The organism is Kolteria novifilia, assembly GCA_007748055.1.
GTDB classification, from domain to species: Bacteria; Planctomycetota; Planctomycetia; order Kolteriales; family Kolteriaceae; genus Kolteria; species Kolteria novifilia.
Genome location: CP036279.1, coordinates 6,281,908 through 6,303,085 on the forward strand (window position 1 = coordinate 6,281,908; position 21,178 = coordinate 6,303,085).

13 protein-coding genes and 1 pseudogene are annotated in these 21,178 nt (G+C 63.3%); 7 read left to right on the top strand and 7 right to left on the bottom strand.

From position 1 onward, the window contains the following. Positions 1-162: 162 nt before the first annotated feature. Both Pan216_RS23135 and Pan216_RS23140 read right to left on the bottom strand, forming a co-directional pair. A complete protein-coding gene (locus Pan216_RS23135; protein WP_145261833.1) occupies positions 163-1,629 on the bottom strand; it encodes a UDP-N-acetylmuramoyl-tripeptide--D-alanyl-D-alanine ligase in 1,467 nt (488 codons plus the stop codon). 21 nt (positions 1,630-1,650) lie between these two features. Then, complete coding sequence (locus Pan216_RS23140) at positions 1,651-2,574, bottom strand: D-alanine--D-alanine ligase family protein (protein ID WP_419192890.1); 924 nt, start codon at positions 2,572-2,574, stop codon at positions 1,651-1,653. A gap of 305 nt (positions 2,575-2,879) precedes the next feature. On the opposite strand from Pan216_RS23140, the gene Pan216_RS23145 reads away from it, so the two are divergent. Beyond that, complete coding sequence (locus Pan216_RS23145) at positions 2,880-3,413, top strand: cyclic nucleotide-binding domain-containing protein (RefSeq protein WP_145261836.1); 534 nt, start codon at positions 2,880-2,882, stop codon at positions 3,411-3,413. Positions 3,414-3,710: 297 nt separating this feature from the next. Beyond that, positions 3,711-4,655: pseudogene (locus tag Pan216_RS28710) on the top strand (TolC family protein); the annotation flags it as partial. Positions 4,656-5,549: 894 nt separating this feature from the next. Here Pan216_RS28710 and Pan216_RS23155 read toward each other — a convergent pair. The 5 genes from Pan216_RS23155 to Pan216_RS23175 are packed head-to-tail and all read right to left on the bottom strand — an operon-like array spanning position 5,550 to position 12,472. Continuing rightward, entirely contained in the window at positions 5,550-6,815 is a 1,266-nt protein-coding gene (locus Pan216_RS23155) for an NHLP bacteriocin system secretion protein (protein ID WP_419192891.1), read from the bottom strand. A 24-nt stretch (positions 6,816-6,839) separates the two neighbouring features. Beyond that, a complete protein-coding gene (gene murC, locus Pan216_RS23160) occupies positions 6,840-8,210 on the bottom strand; it encodes a UDP-N-acetylmuramate--L-alanine ligase (RefSeq protein WP_145261842.1) in 1,371 nt (456 codons plus the stop codon). A gap of 9 nt (positions 8,211-8,219) precedes the next feature. Next, positions 8,220-9,599: a UDP-N-acetylmuramoyl-L-alanine--D-glutamate ligase gene (murD, locus tag Pan216_RS23165; RefSeq protein ID WP_145261844.1), complete on the bottom strand. Its 1,380-nt coding sequence runs from the start codon at positions 9,597-9,599 to the stop codon at positions 8,220-8,222. Further along, the gene (locus Pan216_RS23170) at positions 9,596-11,092 is read right to left on the bottom strand and encodes a UDP-N-acetylmuramoyl-L-alanyl-D-glutamate--2,6-diaminopimelate ligase (protein ID WP_145261846.1); all 1,497 of its coding nucleotides are present in this window, start codon (positions 11,090-11,092) and stop codon (positions 9,596-9,598) included. The genes murD and Pan216_RS23170 overlap by 4 nt, the downstream gene beginning before the upstream one ends. A 36-nt stretch (positions 11,093-11,128) precedes the next feature. Next, a complete protein-coding gene (locus tag Pan216_RS23175) occupies positions 11,129-12,472 on the bottom strand; it encodes a UDP-N-acetylglucosamine 1-carboxyvinyltransferase (RefSeq protein WP_145261848.1) in 1,344 nt (447 codons plus the stop codon). A gap of 368 nt (positions 12,473-12,840) precedes the next feature. On the opposite strand from Pan216_RS23175, the gene murB reads away from it, so the two are divergent. The 5 genes from murB (at position 12,841) to Pan216_RS23200 (ending at position 21,178) form a co-directional block, all read left to right on the top strand. Beyond that, entirely contained in the window at positions 12,841-13,692 is an 852-nt protein-coding gene (murB, locus tag Pan216_RS23180) for a UDP-N-acetylmuramate dehydrogenase (protein WP_145261850.1), read from the top strand. 58 nt (positions 13,693-13,750) lie between these two features. Beyond that, entirely contained in the window at positions 13,751-14,821 is a 1,071-nt protein-coding gene (locus Pan216_RS23185; RefSeq protein ID WP_145261852.1) for a glycosyltransferase family protein, read from the top strand. Beyond that, the gene (locus Pan216_RS23190) at positions 14,818-17,019 is read left to right on the top strand and encodes an NHLP family bacteriocin export ABC transporter peptidase/permease/ATPase subunit (protein ID WP_145261854.1); all 2,202 of its coding nucleotides are present in this window, start codon (positions 14,818-14,820) and stop codon (positions 17,017-17,019) included. Before Pan216_RS23185 ends, Pan216_RS23190 begins: the two co-directional genes overlap by 4 nt. A 10-nt stretch (positions 17,020-17,029) precedes the next feature. Then, entirely contained in the window at positions 17,030-19,897 is a 2,868-nt protein-coding gene (locus Pan216_RS23195) for an NHLP bacteriocin export ABC transporter permease/ATPase subunit (protein WP_145261857.1), read from the top strand. 69 nt (positions 19,898-19,966) lie between these two features. Beyond that, a complete protein-coding gene (locus Pan216_RS23200; protein WP_419192892.1) occupies positions 19,967-21,178 on the top strand; it encodes a glycosyltransferase in 1,212 nt (403 codons plus the stop codon).

Here is a 21,178-nt window from a genome sequence, read left to right on the forward strand (position 1 = left end):
GCCGATTCTCCTCGAAGCGACATCGCTCTAAAGACTTCTACGAGGAGAACGGTTCGTTCGTTGGCCTGGAGCGAATCCCAGGAGACGCGACCGAAGGGGAACTAATCGTGAGCGCTCCGAATCGAGCGTCGATGCCCCGCGCGGTGGATCAGTTTGATCGACTCACGCGAGGAGAGCCCCGAGGTCGCGATCGAACTCGACGATCGCCGCGGAAACGAGGTCCATCCGCATCCCGCACGATCCTTTGACCAGGACGGCGTCCCGTGGTCCAAGCTGAGACACCAGTGCCTCGACGAGCCGTTCGCGGGACGGAAAATGGCAGACGTCACCGGGGAACCGTCGCCGCTCGAGTTCTTGGTGAAGGCAAGACATCAAATCACCGACCAATAGCACGCTGTCGATGTCCCCCTCACAGATCGTGGGAGCCAACGAACGGTGCAAGTCCGGACCGGCTCGGCCCAGGTCGAGCATGTCGCCTAGACACAGGAATCGTCGCCCATAGTCCCGCTCCCTCGTCAGTTCATCAAGATAGTCGATCGCGGCGCGCATCGATCGCGGGTTGGCGTTGCACTCGTCCCGGATCAAGGTCACGCCACACGACAACTCCGTCGACGCCGTTCGGTCGACCATCGGCCGAAAGCCGTTCAAGCCTTCGCGAATCTCGTCCGCGGAAACGCCAAGTCCCACCGCGACACTGATCGCCGCGAGTAGATTCTCCGCGTGGTGTCTCGCCACGATTGGCAAAGCAAACGACTCGACGGCGCCGTCGGGAAAGGATACTCCGAGCTGCGTCACATCAGGAAGGTAGCAGCCGACCAGTTGACGCGTGCGAATGGGCGCGGCGGAGCTCATTCGCTGAAGCCGGGGTCGCGGGGAGAACCCGAACGCGACTTTGCGCACATCGGGGAACTGATGGACGAAGGGACGAAGCCAGGGATCATCCGTGTTGATCGCGAGCAGGCCTCCACGTCTGGCGACATCCGAGAGGGCTAGGGATTCTTCGCGAGCGACGGTCTCGATGTCCGAGAGTCCCGCCAAGTGCTCCTCGGCGACGTGGGTCACGATCGCGACACTTGGTTCCAAGAGATCGAGTCGCTCGCGCATCTGGCCGGGACGATCGATGCCCAACTCGAGGACACCGACGGGAGCATCGGAAGGCATTCTTAGGATGGACCAGGGTAAGCCGACTTCGCCGTTCCAATTCCCGAGGGTCGCGTGAGTCCTGGACCAGCGCCCCTTGAGAATCGCGGCGAGCATCTCCTTGGTCGTCGTCTTCCCCGTGCTGCCGGCCACGACGACGATGGGTGCTTCGATCCCTTGGCGCCACACCCGCGCCAAGGACCAAAGAACCCGAACCGGATCATCGACCTCGACGACGCGTCGGTCGTCGACTCCGGTTCCTCGAGGGCAGACGATCAGTGCTGCCTGTCGCCGGAGCCCTTCTCTTACCGCGGCGGTCCGTTCACCGGAGTCGAGCAAGCTTGGGATGAGGATCTCGCCGACACGTACCTTCGACGGTTCGATCGCCACTCCTCCGAAGCGACCATCGAGCGGAATCCCCTCCGGGGAGCACTTGACCCGCCGGAACGCGTCTCGAACAAGATGCCCCGTCAAACAGTCGGAAGGCAAGCGAACACTCCTCAATCCCAGTTACGTGGCGACTTCCGCAAGCCCCGCATGACGCCGCGTCGCGTGATCCAGCAGTTGCTCGATCACCTCGACGAAGTGTAGGCCGACATGGCGCGCGGCCATCGGCACCAGACTCCGCTCCGTCATTCCCGGAATCGCGTTCAGTTCCAAGAGCATGGGGCCATGTCGTTCGTCGAGAATCAAGTCGAGTCTCCCGAGTTGTCGAATGCCGACGGAAGCGAAGGCGATGCTCGCGATCTCCTCGATCAGCTCCCGCACCGGCGAACTCAGTCCGGGTTGGACGACGTATCGTGTCCGCTGATCGACGTACTTCGCATCGTAGCCGAACGTCTCCGTGGCGGGAACAATCTCGATGATCGGCAACAGCCCTTCACCGAGGAAGCCCACGGTCAGCTCCCGGCCCCGAAGGTACGGTTCGACCATGACGCGCGGCCACGATTCGAGAGCCTGCCCTAGAGCCTCGAGGGCGTCTCCCGACTCCTTGACGACGCGGACCCCGAGACTGGAACCTTGATCGACCGGCTTGATGACAAACGGGGGCGTCAATATTCCCGCCAACTCGTCGAGATTCTCGGGCGTAACCTCGCGCCAAGGGCTCGTTGGCAGTCCACACTCGCGCCAGATCCGCTTGGCCGAGATCTTGTCGATCGTTCGTTCGCACGCTTCGGAACCACTCCCTACGAAGCAGAGTCCACGCGACTCCATGAGAGACTGAAGCTGCCCATCCTCGCCGAAGAACCCGTGCAACGCCGGAAAGATCACGTCGGTGGGAACGTCAAGCGCGGAGAGGTCGTTCGGATCGATGTCCGCTTCACTTGTCTGATGGCCGAGAGCGCGACAGGCCTCCGCCACGGCGGCTCCACTCTTGAGGCTGATCTCGCGTTCCGCCGACGGCCCTCCGCGGAGTACCATTACCCTGAGCATGCGGTGTCCTCGTGACCGGGATCGATGACTTTCCATGAGTGCGGAACGACGGCCCCTGCGGCATTGCCGTTAAGCGCAAAGGCAAGCGAACCTGTCGTTTCCCATCCTCGGGCCAACGTGTTCGGCTCGCTTCGAGGGGAGGTTTCCCCGGCCGCGAAGTTCTCCTCGCGAACGGCCTCGGGCCTCCTTTCTCGTAGATCGCTCCGTAATCTAGCAACTGCTCGGGCGATCCAACAGCAGACCGCTGCTGCGTTGCCGCAGACTTCACGGAATCTTCACCACTGATTGGTTGGGAAGAATCGACGATGATGCGAAATGCGTTGTTGGTACTGGGCCAACTTTCGGACGAGGACTTCGAGTGGTTGCTCGAGTCGGGTGCCAAGCGACGTCTCTCCCCCAATGAGGTCTTGATCCACGAAGGGCGATCGATCGAGGGACTGAGCATCATCGTCGAGGGCGAACTCGCGGTGACCCACTCCGACGATCGCGAGGTCGCACGTCTCGGTCCAGGTGAGTTCGTGGGAGAGATTTCCTTCGTGGATCAGCGGCCGCCTCTGGCGAGCGTTCGATCGGTCCGGCACGCCACACTACTGGAGATCCCACGTCAGGCGCTCAGCGACAAGCTGGCCTACGACCACGTCTTCGCCGCACGGTTCTATCGAGCCCTGGCGATGTTGTTGGCCGACCGTCTGCGCCACACGGTTCGCCGGATGTCCGTGACCAACAGCGACACACCCGCCGGCGTCGACGACATCGACAGCGCGGTCCTCGAGCGTCTGCATGTCGCCGGCGCGCTCTTCGAGCGTCTTCGCGACAACGTTCTCGAAAGACCCTCCTAACAGCCCCTTTCCGGCGTGAGCTTGAGGGAATTGGCGCCAATCGCCAAAAAACGAGCTATTTCACCTCGCAACATCGACATTATCGGCATTAACGCCAAAGAGATCGTCCTCGGTGGTCGATGGTGATCAAGAAGGAGTGCTCGGTCATTCCCTCCCTGGCCGCCACTTGCCGGCGCGACGATTGCCGTCGACCGAGCCTGCCAACCGCACAATCGCGAGCAAGGCATCTTGTCGAGGTGGCGGGGAGTGTTTCCAAGCGAGCGAACCAACGATGAAGGTGCGAAGGAACGAGTTCCGATGATCCCCGGACGTCCTCTGCTCCTGGCGCTCCTCACCGGCTTCTCCCTGAGCGTGGGATGCCAGAAACCCTTCGTCGCGACCCAGATCGACTATCTTGCCGCGAACACTCTCGCGCCCGATCTTCCCGACGATGTCGGCCCCGAGATCGAGCAAGTCGCCCATCTCGAACCACGAACGATCCTCAATCCCTCGGATCTCGTGAAATGGGAACTCTCTCTCGAGGAGGCGCGGCGAATCGCCCTCGAGAACAACCAGGACGTCCTCGTCCTCGGCTACGACCCGGGTATCGAAGGAACCTACGTTGACGAACGGCTCGCGAGGTTCGACGCCGAGGTGGATCTCGGCACCGGCTGGGGAAGAACCGACGAGCAGCAAAACTTCTCCGTCGACACCATCGCCACCGGCAGCGATGTGATCGAACAGGACCTCGCCGGTGTCTCCGCCGGCGCGCCGAGCTTCCTATCGCTGGGAAAGACCAACGCCACCGGCGGCAGGAGTCAAGTCGCCTACGGGTACGACTACGTCCTGACGAAACCGAGCAGTGATAGTTTCGCCTTCAACCCCGCGTGGTACTCGTACGTCAACGTCAGCCTCCAGCAACCGTTGCTGGAAGGGGCTGGAGTCGAAGTGAACCGAAGTCCCGTCCTCATCGCGCGGGCTCGCCAGGAACGTTCGATCCGGCAATTCGAGTCATCGGTCCAGCAACTCGTTCGCGATGTCGACCTCCAGTACTTCCAGCTCTACTTCGCCTACCAGGATCTCTACTGGCGAGGCGAAGCCCTCAAGCAATCGCTGCGGGCCTGGCAGATGGAACTCGACAAAAAGCAAGTTGGCGAAGGAGCGCTCCCCGACTCAGCCCAGGCCCGTCAGCAGTACCAGTTGTTCCGCGTCGATCGCTCCGACGCTTTGGCCCGAGTTCTCAAGGAGGAGGCGAACCTTCGCCTTCTCTTGGGGCTCGCCCCCGAGGACGGACGCCAAATCGTTCCGAGTGACTCCCCGACGATCGCGGAGTTCATTCCCGACTGGAACACGGCGGTCCACAACGCGCTCTATCTTCGGCCCGAACTGGTGGCCCAGCGACTCGAGATTCGCGCGGCGGAACTTCGGTTGGTCGAGGTTCAGAACCGCCGCCTCCCCGACCTCTCGGTTCGCGCCGACTACACGATCACCGGGTTGTCGAATCGCCTCGATCGTTCCATCGACGTTGTGGCCGACAACCGCTACCAGAACTGGTCGTTCCTGATTGACTACCGCCGGCCCATCGGTGAACGTGCGGCGCACGCCCAGACGCGCCGCGCCCAGTTCGACCTCGGCAAGGCGAAAGCCGAACTGCGCCGAAGAGAACGAGCGGTCCTCTTCGAACTTCGCCAAGCCTACAACGACGTCATCAATGGTTACTTTATCTTGACCCAGCGTGAGGATTCGAGCCAGGCCGCCGCGGTGAGCTTGGCCGCCCTGCAGGTCTATTGGACGGAGGGGCTGACGACGATGTTCAACCTGCTCAACTCGCGTCAGCTTCTCGTCACGGCGCAGATCGACGCAGCGCGCTCTCTCAGGGACTACAACCAAGCGCTGACCCGCTGGCAGTCCGCCCAGGGAACGATTCTCCAGGAAGGGAACATCAGCCTCTTTGAGACGCACCTGGCCGCCGCCCGCGACGCCAAAGGGTCGAAGCAGCGTGCCTGGCAGTGGGCGCACAGCTTGGTTTGGTGGCCTCCCGAAGGCAAGCGAGTCCACGGAGGACCGATCTGCTCTCCCGCGATCCCGCCCCTCTTCGGCGATGTGCCCGGACCGATGATCGAACCACCTCCCGAGGAGTCGGCCGAGGAGCCCTCGTCACTCGAGCCCCGTCCAGCGATTGAGGAAGGGAATCAGGAGAGAGATGGGAGGCTGCGTCCTCGTGGTGATGTGCCCGTTGCAGATGGTTCCCTCGGTCAAGACGATGTCGGGGCCACGCGATGATGTCCACCGATAGTTCGACTTGGTTCGTTCGTCGCGGTGCAGCTTGATCCGCACGGCCAGTGGGAACGGCGTCCGATCGGTGTACTCCTGGACGAGCTGTTCGTTCTTCAGACGCACCGCCATGTTCCCGGGACTGGCAGGGTACTCCGCCACCCAAATGACCTCGCCGGTCAGGTAGCCGAACTCCTCGGGCGCGACCATCGTCGGAGCGACCTCGGCGCTCATTCCCGCCTCAATCTCCTTGCCTCGCCGCGCATCGACGTAGAGCGTCACGTGCAAGAGCGCGCGCTCTTCCGCCTTTGGCTGCACCAACATCAGGACCTCGCCAAGTTCGACTTCCCTTCCCGACTCGGCGCGCACCTCGACGACATGGCCGTCGGTGGGAGCCTTCGTTTGGCTACGACGCTCGAGTCGATTCTCGAGAATCTTGATCTGGCGGCCGATCGCTTCGATCTCCATCTGGCGCGTCAGCTCCGCCTCCTGTTTCTGGTGCTTGAGCATCTCGAGCGAGTAGGGCAACTCCCTTAGTTCGGACCGCGCGTCGTTGATCAGCCGAACCGTCTCATCCATCACTTGCTCGGTTTGAAGAAGTCGCTCGGTGCTGATGAGATCGCGAGCCTTCAACACGGTCTGCCGTTGCAAGCGAATGTTGAACTGATCGAGTATCCGGTCGCTTCGATTGAGGTTCTCCTCGAGCCCCATTTGACGGGTGCGGGTGTACCGAGCTTGAAGCTCGATGGCCGCGTCGGCCAACGCCTTGAACTTGCGGTCCGCGCCGACGAGCTGCGCGAGGTTCTCGCGTGCCTCGAACAGTTCGTCCTCGATCTCGAACTGCTGGATGGTTCCGAGCGTATCGTCGGCCTTGATCTTGTCCCCGGCGGTGACATGAACCTCCGTCAAAAGACCACTCCCCGGAGCCACGACCGCGACGAGTTCACGATTGCGGAAGAAGATGCCGCTCCCCGAGACCCGGGTGGGAATCTGTCCCAGGACCGCCCAAATACAAACGGCGATCGTCACCAGGCCGAAAGAAGCCAACATCAACCAACTAGCCGGAGTCGTCAGTGAGACGAGTCGATCGAGTTGTTCTGGAGACGCCACGCGATCAAGCTTGCTCGAGGAACTCGTTGGTCGTGCCATCGTCACCATCCACCTGCTAGCGATTCACCCTTCCGAAGGACTCAACAGTCTCGCGAGTTCGCGGGCCATTCGGTTCGATCGTCCGGCGCCGAGCGTGAGGATCACCGTTGCACGCGCCCCTTTCGACATCCGCTCGGCGAAAGCCGCGGCGCTTTCGAACGGCCACGCCGCGACCCCCGACCACCGCCCAATGTCTCGAGCGACTCGGCTTGGCGGAAACTCGTCTCCCACTTCGCCGTCGGCCTTGTGAACGGGCATGACAAAGACCTCGTCACCACCAACAAACGAACCGGCGAAGTCGTGATACATCTTCCTCATCCGCTCGCGGCGATGAGGTTCGACCACGACCACTTGTCGATGACTCGGCCAAACTTCCCGCACGGCGGCGATCGAGGCGGCGATCTTCGCGGGATTGTGACCGTAGTCGTCGAGGAGGCATTGCGACGCGTTCCGAAAGAGGACTTGCATCCGGCGTTCGACCCCACCGAAGCTGTCCATCGCATCGACCGCGTCCTCGAACTCGGCCCCCAACGCGGTCGCCAAGGCGATCGCTCCCAACGCGTTGGCGACGTTGTGTCGACCGATCATCGCCAGCCGGCAGCGCCGTCTTCTTCCTCGCCTCGCGACCACGAACTCGCTGCCCTCGGCGGAGACGCGAAGGTCCACCGCCCGAACGTCACAGTTCTGGCCGAAGCCGTAGCGGATCGCCGCCTCTTCCTGCCCCTCGGTGATCTCCCGAAGAACACCCTCCGCGATCACGGTTCTTCCCGAGACATGCTCGAGGAACGACCGAAAGAGTTCGGCGGTTCGATCCCAACTCCCAAGGTGCTCGAGATGGTCGAGCCCGACGGGGGTCAACACGACATGCTCGGGCCGGTAGATCGCGAGCGACCCATTCGACTCGTCCGCTTCCGCCACCAACCACCGACCGCTTCCCGCCCGAGCGAGTGTCGCGCCGTCGAGCGACCGACCGCCGACAACAACGGACGGATCGAAACCCAGTCGATCGAGCACATGTCCCACCATGGCGGCGGTCGTCGTTTTCCCGTGCGTCCCGGTCACCGCGATCGACTCATGGTGCCGCATCGTCCAGTCCAAGAACCGTGGGCGCGACAGACAGCGGCACCCAACCCGTCTGGCCGCGAGCAGTTCCGGATTCCGCGAAGACACCGCCGTCGAGTAAACCACGGTCCGAGCGCCGGCGAGGTGAGCGGCATCGTGCCCCACCGACACATCGATGCCTCGCCCGGTAAGTTGCCGCGTCACCGATCCGCTCCGGAGATCACTCCCCTGGACGCGAAATCCTCGAGCATGGGCAAGCAGGGCCAAGGGAGCCATGCCGGCGCCCCCCACGCCGATGAAGTGAATCGGCCCTTCCAAGCTCGATCTCGTCATCGTAGTTCCTCACCGGCCGAAGGGAGACGCCCCGTTGGCCACGACCTCACGTCCCCCGGCATCCTGTCGACTCGACAGCCAACGCTGGAAAAAGCGACCGCGATCCTCGAAGTCCGCGAACTCGTCGAACGAGGAGCACCCGGGGGAAAAGAGGATGGGCCCCCCCTCCCGTCTCGCCCACCGTTCGGCATCCTCCAGGCAATCACGAAGGGAAGCATAGCAAGTGACTTCCACCCTACCGCAAAGCGTTCTTTCGATCAGGGGAGCGGCCTCCCCGAACGCGACGACATGGTCAATCGTGCCGCGAGCCTCCAGCAGCGCCTCCCACGCGTCGCCCTTCGGCTCACCACCGACAAGCAGCGTCACGGGCTCTTCAAACGACATGACGGCCGCCAACGTGGCGGCGACGTTGGTCGCCTTGCTGTCGTCGATGACTGGACGGTGCCGCAATTCACCAATCGGCTGACAACGGTGCGGCAGCCCGCGGAAGTCGCGAAGGAGGTGAGCCAAGACCGACAGCGACTCGGGGACGATTGACGCCGTCAGCAACATCGCGACCATCGCGTTGTAGTCGTTGTGAGGCTCCGACCAGGGAAGCACGCCCAAGTCGGCGAGTTGGCTGCCGCCCCGCTCACGCACCTGACGCTGGTGAAGAACGACGTCGGCATCACTCGAGCCAATCCCCACCGTCAGCTTCCGTGCGCGCGGCGGCATGAGCCGCAGACGCGCCGCCCGATCGTCGAGTTCCGCTGGCAGAATGACGGTACCACCAGACTCGCACTGTTCCAGCAGCTTCCACTTGCTGGCGAGGTAGTTGTCCAATGTCACGTGCCGTCGGAGATGGTCCGCGTCGAGATTGAGTACCGCCGCCGAGCGAGAGCGGAGCCGATCGCAGAACTCCAATTGATAGGAGGAGACCTCCAGGACGACGGGCGCGTGGGTTGGCCCATCGATCAGAAAGTGACTCAGGGGAATGCCGAAGTTGCCCGCGAGGATCGGTCGTTGGCCGAGCCCCTCGAGCAGGTGCGCGATCATCGCGCAGGTGGTCGACTTGCCGTTGGTTCCAGTGACGGCGAGCAGCGGCCCGCGAACCTCGTCCAGCGCCAGCTCGATCTCCGGGACGATGGCCAGCCCGCGCTGGAGCGCCGACCGAACCAAGAAGTGATTCGTCGCGACCCCTGGACTGACGACCACTGCGTCGATCGCGTCGAGGTGGTTCACGTCGTGGCCGGCGTCGCGAACGTCGACCCCCACGTCGACCAACCCGTCGCGCTCGGCGGGTTCGAGCCAACGTTTCTCGGAGATGCGAACGCCGTGGCCCCTCGCTCGGAGGTACAACGCCGCCGCCTTTCCCGAGACACCCGCTCCTATGATCAGCCAATTCTTCATGGCACCAGTCCCACTCCTTGGAGGGCGTTCCAAGACTCGAGCACAACTTCTCGATCATCGAAAGGAAGAAAGCGTGAGCCGATCTGCTGGGTCGTTTCGTGTCCCTTGCCGACGACCAACACGATATCGTCGGGCGTACTCAACCGGATGGCTTGCTCGATGGCCAGACGCCGATCGGCGGCCCGATGAAACTCCGTGGCCCTGGCGTCGATCCCCGATTCGATGTCATCGAGGATCTTCTCAGGATCCTCGCTTCGCGGATTGTCCGAGGTGGCGATCGTGACATCACAGCCCGCCGAGACGATTCGGCCAGCGGCGGCGCGCTTGGAGGGATCGCGATCCCCGCCGCAACCGAAGACGGTGATCAGCCGGCCCCGACTCTCGTCCGTCTGGCGCCGAAGAACCGCGATCACCTCCGCCAGCGAGGCGGGCGTGTGAGCGAAGTCGACGAAGACCGTCGGTGCGGTGGATCCGAGATCGACCGGCTCCAGACGTCCCGGCACCCGAACATCCCGAATCGCCTGAAGCACGAGATCGAGATCGATCGACTCCTGGTAGGCGACCGTCAACGCCGCGAGACAATTCGCGAGGTTGTACCGACCGATCAAGGAGGTCTCGAGCACGATTCGTCCCAAGGGAGTATCGATCGTCGCGCGCATCCGGGACGGTTCCACTTGCAGGTGTCGCACCCGAATCGTCGCCGCCCTCGCTTTCGCGGAGTAGGTCAACCAACGCGTCGAAGTCGATCCCTCGTAGACCAAGCGACGTCCCCAAGGGTCGTCCACATTGACCACGGCGATGGGAACCTCGAAGTCACGAAAGAGCTTCGCCTTGGCGCGAAAGTAGGTTTCCATGTCGCCGTGAACATCGAGATGCTCGGGGCTGAGATTCGTGAAGACGGCGGCATCGAACGCGACGCCGGCAACCCTCTCCTGATCGAGCCCGATCGACGAAACCTCTAACGCCACGTGATCAACGCGGTCCCGCTTCATTCGTGAGAGCAAGCCCTGTAGCTCCAGAGCGGGCGGTGTCGTCAGCGAGATGGGATAACGTTGAACGCCCCATCGAGCCCCCGTCGTCCCGATGAGTCCGGAGGCCTTCGACGCCGCGTTCCAGATCTTCTCGAGGAGGTAGGTCACCGTGGTCTTGCCATCGGTCCCGGTCACCCCGACCACCGACATTTCCCGTGAGGGACAATCGTGCCACCGCGCGGCCGCGACCCCGAGCGCCCGCGACGTCGAGCCGACAAGCACCGAGCGTTCCAACGAGCGATGGACATCAGCCTCCTCAACAACCACCGCCGCGGCCCCACGCGTCAACGCCTCCCCCACGAAACGATGGCCGTCGGTGCTCGATCCGGCGCGGGCGAAGAAGAGATCGCCGGGGGACACCTCGCGCGAAGACTCCGTCAGACCCGAAATGAGCATATCGCGAGGCACCGATGACGCCCGAATGTCATGGGAGTCAAGGAGACGATTCAATGTCGAAGTCATGTCAGTCCTTTTCCTTCGAGGGCGTAGCGCCTCGCCTCATCGCCAATCCATCGGTTCAAACGCTTCCGCATCGAGTCGCGAACGACAGCCCAGGCCGGCGAGCCGTTCCGGGAGATCGGCGTAGCCTCGGTGAAGCGTCCCACCGTGCCGGATCACCGTCTCCCCTTCGGCGGCGAGCCCCGCGAGCAAGAGGGCCGCCCCGCTCTGGAGATCGTTCGAGGAGACGACTTCTCCCCGTAGCCGCGTCGGCCCTTGGACAACCGCTTCGTTTCCATCAACGAGGATGGAGGCGCCCATGCCGCGCAGCTCGTCGACGTGGGCGAAGCGAGACTCGTACATCGTCTCGTGAATCGTCGTTCGCCCATGGGCTTGGGTCGCCAAGGTGGTCAACGGAGGTTGGTTGTCGGTAGGAAATCCTGGGTAGGACCAGGTTCGGATCGACTCCGCATGGAGCCTTCTGGGAGCGCGAACCGAAAGCGTCTCGGCGTCGACCCAGTCGATGGTAGCTCCCATCCCTCGCAGGTGGACGAGGACGGGATTGGCTTCCGGCGACGCCTTCCGAAGGATCAGATCCGCACCGGGGAGTGCCCCCGCCATGGCGAAGAGCCCCGTTTCCAAACGGGACCGACAACACCGGACCGTTTCGCCACGTAGCCTGGTCGGCCCTTCGATCGTGAGCAGTGACGTTCCAATGCCACCAATACGAGCCCCCATCCTCACCAACGCGTGACAGAGCCGGGTCACTTCCGGTTCCTGGGAGGCGTTGTGTAGACGCGTGACGCCCTGGGCACTGACGGCGGCAAGGACCAACTGCTGCGTCCCGGTGTGGGTCGGCAGATCGAGCAGGAGATCCTGGCCAACAAGCCGCTCCGCCCGGCCGACGAGCCCTGATTCGTCGTCGTCAATCCTGGCGCCCAGGCGGCGTAGGCATCTCAAGTGAATATCGATCCCTCGCGTGCCGAGCGCACAGCCTCCCGGGTGGCCGAGACGAAAACTCCCCAACCGCGCCAGCAGCGGAGCCATCAACATGACCGAGCCGCGGAGTGATCGGGTGGCGTGAAGGTCCGGCTCGTCCGAAACGAGTTCGGTCGCGTCGAGCACCAGTCGCTTGCCCCGCCAGTCCTCGTCGATGGCGACGCCGAGTTGGCGGAGCAGTTGCATCATCGTGAAGATGTCGTCGACGGCGGGAACCCGTTCGAGCACGGTGATCCCCTCCTCGACGAGGAGAGCCGCCGCCATCAGCGGCAAGGCGCTGTTCTTCGCGCCATCGATCGTGAGCTCGCCCCGGGGTGGCCCATTGGGCGAAACCAGCAACACGTCGCCACCGGCGGGCGTTTCGTGCGAGGGCGGGACAGTGATCGCGGACTGCTCGGCGTTCATGAACCCTCAGGCAACAAGGACAACCCATCGGCGGACGTCGTGGTCGGCGTCCATGCCGCAAGGGAGCTTTCTGGGAAAACGATCGTTCCCGGTTCGTGAGGGACGCTCAAACGTGGTGGGTCCCAAACGTCGACAAGGTATCTCGCCTCCTTCGGCAATGGAGAGACCGACGACACGGTGAGAAGAGGGCTCCTGGCGCGTCGGCGCGGACCTCCCTCGTCGAGGGAGACGACACGCCCGCGTGATTATTTTTAGTGCGAACGTGTCTCGATCAGAAATGAAGTATTGATGAAGGTCCGAGACACCCTGCTCCCTGTGTGCCAACGTCTGCTTAAGATACTCGCTAGGGATACTCGCGGGAGCTCTCGTTGATCCAGTACCACGCCCAACTTGCGAGAATGACCACCTTCCAACTCGGCGGTGTCGCCGAGCGACTGGTGCAACCTTCGAGCATCCGGGAATTGGCCGAGACCATCGCGCTGGGCCGTCGGCGCGGTTGGCCCACGCGCATCCTCGGACACGGGTCGAACCTCCTCCTGCGCGACCGAGTGCTTCCCGGACTGACCATCCGCCTCGACCGACGCGGCTTCGGCACGCTTCGCGCTCAAGGGTACGAAGTCACCGCGGGGGCGGGCGTTAGCTTGTCGAGGTTGATCGGCTTCTGTGTGGGGCGAGGATTTCATGGTCTCGAAGGGCTCGTCGGCATCCCCGCCGCCGTCGGCGGCGCGCTTCGGAACAACGCGGGAGGACGCGATGTCACGATCGCCGAGCGCTTGAGCTCGGTGACGCTGCTCAATCGCGACGGCGACGTCGTGACGCTCCCGAGAGGCGAACTGTCGTTTGGGTACCGCTCGAGCTCGTTCGCGGAAAGTGTCATCCTCGAAGCGGTCTTCCGGCTTGAACGGGGTGTACGAGAAGAGGCTCTCCAACGCTGCCGAGACCATTTTCAGCGCAAGCGTGCCGATCAACCACTCGCCGAGCGCAGCGCGGGCTGTATCTTTCGCAATCCCCCCGGTGACTTCGCCGGACGACTTGTCGAGACCGCTGGACTCAAAGGCCTGCGCATCGGTCGAGCGGAAATCAGCCCCCTCCACGGGAACTTCATTGTCGCCCATCGGGGGGCGAGGTCTGACGACGTGCTTCGGCTAATCGACCATGTCCGGGAGCGAGTTGCCAACGTCCATGGCGTGTGGCTGGAACTCGAGATCGAGGTCTGGTGACATCGTCGGGGCTTCAGGAAGGGGTAAGTCGCATGGAGACGGGCGAAGGGGCAATAGGGTGAAGCTCACCTACCTGATCGGCGCCAGCCACGACATGTACCGGGGACGGTTCCCCTATCGGGGACGACACCTCTCCTTTGGCACCCATAGTTTCATCTACGATCTCGTCCGCGTCGGAAGTCGTTTGGGGCACGACTGGACGATCGTCCTCGACGAACCGGAGTTGTTTCCTCTCAGCGCCGCGCTGCGGCACCCAGCGCGCGTGGTAAAGACGTCGGCATGGTCGCCTGAAGGGACCGATGGAGCCATCGCCGAGTACTGGGCAAGCGATGAGTCGCTCTCATCACTTCCCGCGCGAACGCCCCTGATCGCGGTCGTTCACAACTCCGATCACTGCTTCTCCTCGTTCAAACAAGACCGCGCCAACGCGGTTCTTTGCATGTCGCCGACCTCGCTGGTCAAGCAGAGGCGAACGTTCGATCCGGAAAAGCTCTTTCTCTCCATCCAGGGGGTCGATCTCGATCGCTTCTCACCGACACGAACCGTCGCCCGTCGTGACGGCGCGCGTCCCCGAGTCCTCGTCGCGTCTCGGATTGACGACAACAAGCAAGATGCCGTGCGTCAAGTCGTCGATCGGCTCGTGGAGAGAGCGATCGATCTCACCGTGCTCGGCGACGGCGCGGGGTTCTGGGATCTCAGCGATCGGCTCGGACACCGCCTCACGTTGATCAATCACATCCCCTGTCACTCGATCCATCGCTTCCTGCCCCAGTTCGACTTGGTCGTCTCCTCCGCTCGCGGCGTGATGGAAGCGTTCGCGTGCGGCCTGCCCGCCCTGTGTGTCGGACTCGACTATGGAGGAGCGGTCACCCCCGATCGGCTCGACGAGCTTCTCGAACGCAACCTGACCGGCCACGCCTCCGGCCGGAACCTCGATCAGCTCGATGAGGACCTGACGGCGGCGCTCGCGGTTGCGGGTAGCGACTGTCGACGCATTGCCGAGGAACGATTCGACGCAACGCGGGTCGTCGAACAACTCGTTGCCGTGTTCGATCGCGTTCGCCCAATCAACGCGGCGATGCCGTCGCCCGCCGACACGAGCGTCCTGGACGGAGTCGACGGTTCATGATCTGGCCCTTCCGCCAACGCCGGCGCACACCGACGATCATCGTCAGCGACCCCAAGGAGAGTGGCGCCGCGGCCTTGACGTCGCTTCTCGCGTTTCACGGTCGCTGGGTCCCCCTTGAGGAGATCAACGCCCACTACCGTTCGTCCCGCGACGCGGGAAGCCCGAAGCTACTCCTCGAGGTCGCCCGGCGTCAGGATCTGGAGGGCGAGGCCCATCAGACCGACATCGAGGGTCTCCGGCGCCTGCCCCATCCAGCGATCATTCTCTGGAAGTTTCAATCCTTCGTGCTTCTCGAACGGATCACGCGGCGCGGCGTGCGGATCAACGACCCGCGCAGCGGCCCCCGAAAGCTGTCGCGTTCGGAGTTCGAGCGGGGCTACTGCGGAATCGCGTTGCTCCTTCGGCCCGGCCGCGGTTTTCAAACGCGCGGCCAAGCTCCGTCCCTGGCGGTGTCGCTCGCCAGTCGGCTGAAGGGCAGTCAAGGATCGGTCCTGCTGATCGTCCTGGCGTCGCTGCTCCTCATCGTCCCCCAGGTCTCGATCCCCCTCTTCGCGAAGGTCTTCGTCGATCGCATCATGATCGAGGGACGGCAGACGTGGTTGGCTCCGTTGATCCTGGCGATGGCGGTCGCCTTCCTGATTCAGTTCGGACTGACGTGGTTACGGCAGTCGTTCTTGGCGCGACTGGAGATCAAGTTGGCGTTGGTCTCGTCGGGAAAGTTCTTCTGGCACGTCCTTCGCCTACCGACCAGCTTCTTCACCCATCACTACGCCGGTGACTTGAGCGCTCGCGTCGTCTCCAATGACCGTATCGCGTCACTTCTCTCCGGAGAGCTGGCGACCGCGTTCGTCGGCCTGCTGACGATGGTCTTCTTTGGAGCGATCATGCTCCTCTTCGACGTGACGTTGACGATCGTTTCCGTTGGCGTGGCGATTCTGTCGACCATCGTCATCGTCACGACAAAACGGATCCGCACCGACACCTCAATGAAGCTGGCCGAGGATCACGCCCGCGTGCTCGCGTCGACCGTCTTCGGGGTGAGCGTGATCGAAACGCTCAAGGCCAACGGGACCGAACACGACTACTTCGCGCGTTGGGCCGGCCAGGAGGCCAACGCGGTCAATTCCCGCTATCGGGCCGGTGGCATCCAGATCGTGGTCTGGGCCGGCCCTCTGTTGTTGATCTCTCTCTCGCGCATCACGGTCCTTGGCCTTGGCAGTTGGCAAGTGATGAACGGCTTGCTCTCGGTAGGGGACCTCATCGCATACCAGCTTCTCAGCGCGCAGTTCTTCGACCCGCTGGCCCGCATCATCCAGATGGGACAACAAATTCAAGAGGTTTCCGCCGACATCAAGCGGCTCGAGGATGTGCACCAGCATCCACTCGACCGCCAGATCGTCCTGACCGAGTTAGATTCCTCCGACGACGGCCCGGAGGACGAACGAGAGCAACAAGAGCCGCCTTCAAGAGTGCGCCGCCCCTCGGGCTACGTCGAACTTCGCGATGTCACGTTTGGCTATTCCTACTTCGACCCGCCGCTGATCGAAGGGTTTTCGCTGGTCCTCACGCCCGGTCGACGAGTCGCGCTCGTCGGATCCAGTGGCAGTGGCAAGTCGACCATCGGCAAGCTGATCGCCGGTCTCCTCGACCCCTGGAGCGGATCGGTGCTCATCGACGGCAAGCCACGATCGGCCTGGAAGCGCGACATTCTCTCCAGTTCGCTCGCGATGGTCGATCAGGAGATCAGCCTCTACGAGGGAACGATTCGCGAGAACCTGACGCTTTGGGACGAGACGATCTCCGAGGAAGCCATGGTCCGCGCCTCCCAGGACGCGTGCATCCACGACGAGATCGCCGGTCGCCAGCACGGCTACGACAGCCACGTCGAGGCGGGTGGCCGCAACTTCTCCGGCGGCCAACGCCAACGGCTGGAGATCGCCCGAGCCCTGGTCGTCGATCCGACGATGCTCGTCCTGGACGAGGCCACCAGCGCGCTGGACCCCATCACCGAACAACGCGTCAACGATCGACTTCGTCAACGCGGCAGCACCTCAATCATCGTCGCCCACCGGCTCAGCACGATCCGCGACGCGGACGAGATCATCCTTCTCGAACGAGGGCGTGTGGTCGAACGAGGGTCGCACGACGAACTCGTCGCTCGCGACGGCGCCTATGTTGAATTGATCAAGTCGGACTAGGAAACACGACGTGCCAAGCATCGCGACCGGAACCCTGGACCACCTTGGCGAAACGATCGCCTTCATGGGCAACCAAGCCGTCGAGCTTGACGAGGACTCGGTTTGGCTCCTCGTCGAGGGTCACCTCGATCTCTTTCTCGAGATTCGCGAGGGTGGAATCGTTCGGCGTCCCCTCTTTCGCCGTGGCCCGGGGCAGATGATCGGTCGCCTGGGTGACGAGCGTCTTCAAGTCACGGCGATCCCGGCCGGGCGTGTCGTTCTACGGCGGATCTCCCCGACGGTCCTTGCGAACAACCTCAAGGATCCGGAGGTTCTCGATGACGTAGCCGCCCTCCTCGATGGCTGGATCGGGGTTCTCGCCGGCGCCGCGCGACGCCCATCACCCAACGAACGCCATCTGCGATTCGGGAGCGACGCGACCTTCGACCTCGCCCCCGGTAGGATCGCCAGTCCGCAACACGCGGCGATCTGGGTTCGCCCCAACGCCTCAGGGGCGCGCTGGAACGACCAGGTCGACCTGGAATCGAGCAAGCTCTTTCCACTCGGCCCGGCCGGTTGGCTCTCCACCTCCCGGGCGATCCAAGTACAAGCGATCGACTCCCGTTCGGCGCTCGGCACCGAGTCTTGGCGCGCGGGGCTTGCCGCGCTTCATCGACAGATCATCGCGCTGTGGCTCGAGGACGTCGAGCGTGGTCTCCAGGAGGAAGGCGAGCGTCTACGGCGCCGGTCCACCGTCGATGCCCAACAGCTAGCCCACGCCGTCGGACGGCTCAGTTCCGTCTTCACGCGCGCGGAGACCTCGGTCTCCGCGCTCGATCTCGATCCCACGGTGGGAGCCTGTGCCGCGATCGTGCAGTCGTTCGGCATCGACTTCCATCGACCGCGAAGTAAGCTCGATTCGTCGACGCACGAGTGGCTGATCGCGATGGCCTGGACCAATGGCCTACGATTCCGGCGCGTCCGCCTCACCGGAACGTGGTGGCGGTCCGGCCATGGTCCCCTCCTGGCCCATCGCCGGGACGACCGCCGCCCGGTCGCCCTCATTCCGAACGGTAACGGCGTCTTCGAACTCGATGATCCGACCACCGGCAAGCGAACCAGACTCACCGCGAGCGAGGCCGAGTCGTTCGAAGAACGCGCCATCGTCTTCTACGAACCACTGCCTCACGAGAAGCTGACCTTCGCGGGCATCGTCTCCTTTGGCATGAAGAACTCGTTCCCCGATCTCTGGTCGATCCTCTTGAGCGGGTTCGTGCTCGCGACCACATTTCTCGCTCTGCCGATGGCGACCTCGCAGATCTTCAACACCATCCTTCCGTCGACCAACCAGTCCCAGTTGTTGATCGTCGTCATCGTCATCGCCATCGTGTCGGTCTCTTCGGTCACATTCTCCCTGGCCCGGAGTTTCGCCACGCTTCGTCTGAGTGATGGCGTCCTCACCCGGCTTCAGTCGGCGCTGATGAGTCGTCTCCTCGACCTGCCGGCCGAGTTCTTCGGACGCTACTCCGCGGGAGACCTGGCCAATCGAGCCCTCGGCTTCCGCTTGATGCGTGGCGAACTGCGTGCCTGGAACTTGCTCCCCGTCTTTGAGTTCGTCTTTTCGTGGACCGCCCTGATCCTGCTCATCGCCTACTTGCCGTCCCTGGTTGGATTGGCGTGTTTGCTGATTGTCGGGGCGATGTCGATCATGGTCTTGCTCTCGTTCGCCCAGCACGGCTGGACCAACTCGCTCGCCAGGACCGAAGGCAAGCTCGAAAGTCTCGTCTTCGGACTCCTGACGGGGGTCACCAAGCTACGAGCCAACGCGGCCGAGCGTCGCGCCTTCTTCCGCTGGTGCAAGATGTACCGAGAACGCGCTCGTGCCAGACTTCGCGTCAATCAAATCAACAACATCGCCGCGATCTTGGAGGGGAACTTGCCCCTGGTCTGCCTCGGTATCTTCTTCGCTTGGCTGGGAACTCACGAGGATCCGACGAAGATCCCGACGGGCAACTTCCTCGGTTTCATCGCGGCCTTCACCCTGATCCTCGAGGCGACGCTATGGATGGCTCGTCCACTCCGAGCACTGATGGCTTCCATTCCCCTGGGCACCCGCATGGTGCCGATTCTCACCGAGGCCCCGGAGGTCGGTCCGATGAAGACCGACCCTGGCGTGCTTCGCGGCGCGATCGAGGTCGCCAACGTCACGTTTCGCTACGAGCCGGAAGGACGTCCCATCCTCGACCGCGTGAACCTACGGATCTCGCCCGGCGAGTTCGTGGCGATCGTCGGGCCCTCGGGCAGTGGCAAGTCGACCCTGCTGCGGTTGCTGCTCGGCTTCGAGGCCCCCGAATCGGGAACGGTCTTCTTCGACCAACACGATCTGGCCTCACTCCACCCCCAAGCCCTGCGCCGTCAACTCGGCGTCGTACTGCAAAGCGGACAACTTCTCCCCGCCGATATCTTCAGCAACATCACCGTCGGGGCCGAATGCTCCCTCGCGGATGCCTGGGAAGCGGCACGAATGGCCGGCTTCGACGAGGATATTCAACGACTCCCGATGGGCATGCACACCGTCCTCGGCGAAGGAGCCAGCACGCTCTCCGGCGGTCAGCGCCAGCGACTGCTCATCGCCCGCGCGCTGGTTCGCAAGCCGCGCGTCGTCTTCTTCGACGAGGCGACCAGCGCTCTCGACAATCGAACCCAGGACAAGGTCACCAAGGGAGTGGCTTCGCTGCAAGCTACCCGCGTCGTGATCGCCCATCGTCTCAGCACGATCGCCGACGCGGATCACATCTGCGTTCTGGACAAGGGACGATTCGTCCAGGAGGGAAGCTACGAGCAACTGATGGACGAGGACGGCCCCTTCCAGCAGATGGCGAGGCGTCAACTCATCTGACCGAACTCACGAGCGGCGGCGACGTGCATCGGTGTCGGCGCCGGCGGGATGGGGCCCCACGAACTCTCGATGAGAAAGGATGCCGATATGCGACTGGCGGCGACACCGACCGACGCGGCATGGGGCTCCCGACTCGCCCCATTGGACTGTTGGACACGACCGGAAGTGTCTCCCGGAACGAAGTACCGGCTCCTCGCGTTGCTCCCGGTTCGCGATCGCCAAGCCCTTCTCCCCGCCTGCCTCGACTCACTTCGCGGCGCCGTCGACGGCGTGGTCGCACTCGACGATGGCAGCGAGGATCACACGCCACGGATCCTGCGCGAGGACCCCTTGGTCGTGAGGATCCTTCACCGACAACGGCGCGACCTCGCCGAGTGGGACGATGCCGCCAACCGCTACTTGCTCCACCAAGCCGTGAGCCATTTTTGTCCGGAATGGACACTGGTCATCGATTCCGATGAGGAACTGGAAGGGTCGTTCCGCGATCATCGCGAGACGCTGCTCGGGGCCCCCGCATCCGTTCGCGCCTACGCCTTTCCGTTAGTTTCGACCGACGGCGAGAGAATCTCCGCTCCGATCCACTTGCCGAGGATGTACCGTTACGTCGGCGATGCCCCTTTCGCCCAACGCCGGCTCCACGGCCTGCCGATCCCACTGTCGGTGCTCGAGCAAGAGACGCGTCTACTGAGTATCCGGTTCTTTCATCACTCGGGAACCGATCGCCAGCGCCGCGAGCGTTTCGAGAAGTACCGGGTCGCCGATCCCCACCGCGAGTTCCAAGACTCCTACGACAACCTCCTTCGACCCAAGACCGTTCACCCGCTCCTTCCACCGGAACCCGAACTGCGGATGGACGACTACTGGATCGAAAACGCGCATCGGCCCCGATTCTTCACCGGTGACGAGGACGGACCGACTCGAAACGACCGATCGAGGCATGGTGATCGCTTTCGCGAAGCGGTCGCGCTTCTGGGAGAAGTGATGATCGAACGGGTCGTCTTGAAGGAACGCATCGAACGTCGACGCTATCGTGTCGTCCACGTCGATGTTCCTTCACTCTCCTGGGAGGTCGAGCCGGAGCTGGCATGGCTGGTCGAACACTTTCGAATCGTTCGTCGACCCGACGAACTCGCCGCGGCCTTCACTCGGACCTGGAGATCGGCGGTCGCCGAGGCTGGTGAGACGCTGTTGTTATTTCTGCACGAAGGCTTGGAGCGTGGCCTCTTCGCCCATGGCGTCCGGCGGCTCTTCCGCGACGACGCGTGTCGCGGGACGAAATGA

Excerpts from the sequence above, each read along its gene's own strand:
- murC (WP_145261842.1), bottom strand. The coding sequence starts at position 8,210 with ATGACGAGATCGAGCTTGGAAGGGCCGATTCACTTCATCGGCGTGGGG.
- Pan216_RS23140 (WP_419192890.1), bottom strand. The coding sequence starts at position 2,574 with ATGCTCAGGGTAATGGTACTCCGCGGAGGGCCGTCGGCGGAACGCGAG.
- Pan216_RS23145 (WP_145261836.1), top strand. The coding sequence starts at position 2,880 with ATGATGCGAAATGCGTTGTTGGTACTGGGCCAACTTTCGGACGAGGAC.
- Pan216_RS23170 (WP_145261846.1), bottom strand. The coding sequence starts at position 11,092 with ATGACTTCGACATTGAATCGTCTCCTTGACTCCCATGACATTCGGGCG.
- Pan216_RS23175 (WP_145261848.1), bottom strand. The coding sequence starts at position 12,472 with ATGAACGCCGAGCAGTCCGCGATCACTGTCCCGCCCTCGCACGAAACG.
- murD (WP_145261844.1), bottom strand. The coding sequence starts at position 9,599 with ATGAAGAATTGGCTGATCATAGGAGCGGGTGTCTCGGGAAAGGCGGCG.
- Pan216_RS23190 (WP_145261854.1), top strand. The coding sequence starts at position 14,818 with ATGATCTGGCCCTTCCGCCAACGCCGGCGCACACCGACGATCATCGTC.
- Pan216_RS23155 (WP_419192891.1), bottom strand. The coding sequence starts at position 6,815 with ATGGCACGACCAACGAGTTCCTCGAGCAAGCTTGATCGCGTGGCGTCT.
- Pan216_RS23200 (WP_419192892.1), top strand. The coding sequence starts at position 19,967 with ATGAGAAAGGATGCCGATATGCGACTGGCGGCGACACCGACCGACGCG.